Genomic DNA, 2,591 nt, shown 5'->3' with positions numbered 1-2,591 from the left:
TCTTGCCGAAGGTGTGCCCGCCGATCGTGAGCGCGGCGGTCTCGCGGTCGTTCATACCCATGCGGGCGAAGGTCTCGCGCACGTCGTGCGCGGACTTCTGCGCGTCCGGGACGCCGTTCGGGCCCTCGGGGTTGACGTAGATCAGACCCATCTGGACCGCGGCGAGCGGGTTGTCGAGGGTCCGGCTGCCGTCCTCGAAGGTGCCCGTGTACCGCTCGTCCTCGGTCGAGAGCCACTCCTTCTCGGGCCCCCAGTAGATGTCGTCCTCGGGGGCCCAGATGTCGGCGCGGCCGAACCCGAACCCGAAGGTCGTGAAGCCCATCGTCTCGAGCGCGCGGTTCCCGGCGAAGACCATCAGGTCCGCCCACGAGATCCTCTCGCCGTACTTCTCCTTGATGGGCCACAGGAGTCGGCGAGCCTTGTCGAGGTTGCCGTTGTCGGGCCAGCTGTTGAGCGGGGCGAAGCGCTGTGCGCCGGTACCACCACCGCCGCGGCCGTCGACCGCGCGGTAGGTGCCGGCGGCGTGCCACGACATGCGGATGAAGAACGGTCCGTAGTGGCCCCAGTCGGCGGGCCACCAGTCTTTGGAGTCGGTCATCAGCGCGTCGACGTCGGCGCTGAGCTCGTCGACGTCGAGCTGCGAGAACGCCTCGGCGTAGGAGAAGCCCTCACCGAACGGGCTCGACCCCGGGTGCTTCTGGTGCAGGACGTTGAGGGTGAGCTGGTCGGGCCACCAGTGCTCGTTTCCCTGCAGGCTCGGGGTCGTGCGTGCGGCCCACTCCGGGCGTGTGGGCTGTTGGTCGGACACGTTGTCCTCCTGGGGTCCTGGGGGCCGCTCGGGCTGGAGTCGAGGCGGCGGTCGGCTCGAACGGATCGAGCGGACCGGGCGCGTCGGAGAGCGACGGGTCCAACCTAGAACAGTTCCAAGGGTGGAGCAACCTCGGGTTCGGACCGAGGTGATCTCTGGTAGCGTTCCTGCTCTGTGACGTCTGACGACTCGCCTGAGGAACCCCCGTGACCCCGCTGGTAGATCGCCTCCGCAGCCGTGGATGGCGTCTGACCGCCCAGCGGCGGGTCATCGCCGAGGTGATGACGGGCGAGCACGTCCACGTGACCGCCGACGACGTGTTCGAACGGTCCCGCGCGGTCCTGCCCGAGGTCAGCCGAGCGACCGTCTACAACACCCTGAACGAGCTGGTCGGCATGGGTGAGGTCCACGAGATGACCCACGCCGACGGTCGCAAGCGCTACGACCCGAACGTCGGGGAGCGCCACCACCACCTCGTCTGCGTGGATTGCGGGCGGATCCTGGACGTCCGAGCGGATGACCCGCAGCTTCCCGGCGTCGAGCGGCACGGGTTCGAGCTGCTCGGGGTCGACGTCACGTTCCGGGCCCGTTGCCCCGACTGCGCCTCCGCGGTGCTGTCCACGTCCTAGCGCCCGGTTCACGCCGATGGGTCGTGACCGATCCGGCGGGGCATACTTGGTCGTTCCCGAGCCGACCTGCGACTCGATGGGCTGCCGGAACGGAGGCTCGATGAGCGAGGCCACGACGCCGCTGGCGGACGCGACGAGGTCGCATCCGGACGCGCCGTCGCTCCAGACCGGACCTGGCGATGCCATCCGGACCGAGCTGCCCGAGCCGGTCTCGCGGCCGCACCCCGCCTCGTCGGCTTCCGAGCCGCTGCGGATCGCGGTCCTCGCCGGCGGCGCGAACTCCGAGCGGAACGTGTCGCTGTCGTCCGGCCAGGCCATCAGCCGCGCACTGCGAGGGCTCGGTCACGCCGTGGTTCTCGTCGACTCGGCACAGTCGCCGGTCGTCCCGGACGACGCGCCGTCCGCAGCCTTCCTGAGCACCGAGGTCTCCGAGCAGGACCTGCCGGACACACCGGTGGCCCCGATAGCGGCGGGCCCACCGAGCCTCGAGGCGCTCGCATCCGTGCGCGCTGGGCAGACCGAAGGAGGTGTGCTGGCCGACGGGCTCCTGCCGATCCTCGAGGCCGCCGACGTGGTGTTCGTCACGGTCTTCGGCGACGAGGGCGAATCGGGCAGCACCCAGCGGCTGCTCGACCGGCACGGGATCGTCCACACCGGGCCGTCCGCGGACGTCTGCGCGCTCACCTTCGACAAGGCACGGACCAAGGGATGGCTCGTCGGACACGGCATCGACACCCCCGCGTGGCACCTCGTCCGACGTGACCACGTCGACACGGATCTGGCCGAGCTGACCATCCCAGGACCGTGGATCGTCAAGCCGGTCGCGGGCGGCTCGACGATCGGCCTCTCCCGGGTCGACGACGCGGCCGATCTCCCGGCCGCCTGCGTGAAGGCCAGCGCGGAAGGTCGCGACGCGCTCGTCGAGGAGTACCTCGATGGCCGTGACTTCACGATCGGGGTCCTCGGCGACCGCGTCTTCGCCGTCGTCGAGACCAGCACGGACCGGGACCTGTACGACTACGAGGCCAAGTACTCGCCCGGCGCGGCCCGCAAGCAGGTCCCGGCCGATCTCCCGCCCGACCAGACCGCGGAGGTCCGGCGGCTCACCGGCGAGGTGCACCGCCTGCTCGGTATCGGGGACACCTCGTCGCGTG

The 2,591-nt window shown here is 70.4% G+C and carries 3 protein-coding genes; 2 read left to right on the top strand and 1 reads right to left on the bottom strand.

Translation table 11 applies throughout. From position 1 onward, the window contains the following. Positions 1–808, bottom strand: an 808-nt coding sequence (locus tag WEB03_RS08840; RefSeq protein ID WP_368070585.1) for a peroxidase family protein, incomplete at its 3' end; no start/stop codon positions are given. A gap of 206 nt (positions 809–1,014) precedes the next feature. Here WEB03_RS08840 and WEB03_RS08835 point away from each other — a divergent pair. Together WEB03_RS08835 and WEB03_RS08830 are read left to right on the top strand one after the other, a co-directional pair. Next, a complete protein-coding gene (locus tag WEB03_RS08835) occupies positions 1,015–1,437 on the top strand; it encodes a Fur family transcriptional regulator (RefSeq protein WP_368070584.1) in 423 nt (140 codons plus the stop codon). Positions 1,438–1,537: 100 nt separating this feature from the next. After that, on the top strand, positions 1,538–2,591 hold a 1,054-nt coding region (locus WEB03_RS08830; RefSeq protein ID WP_368070583.1), incomplete at its 3' end, for a hypothetical protein.

This window comes from Nitriliruptor sp. (assembly GCF_040882075.1).
Classification (GTDB): Bacteria; Actinomycetota; Nitriliruptoria; order Nitriliruptorales; family Nitriliruptoraceae; genus Nitriliruptor.
Note: the sequence above shows the minus strand (reverse complement) of the source record. Positions and strands in the feature narration are given on the sequence as shown.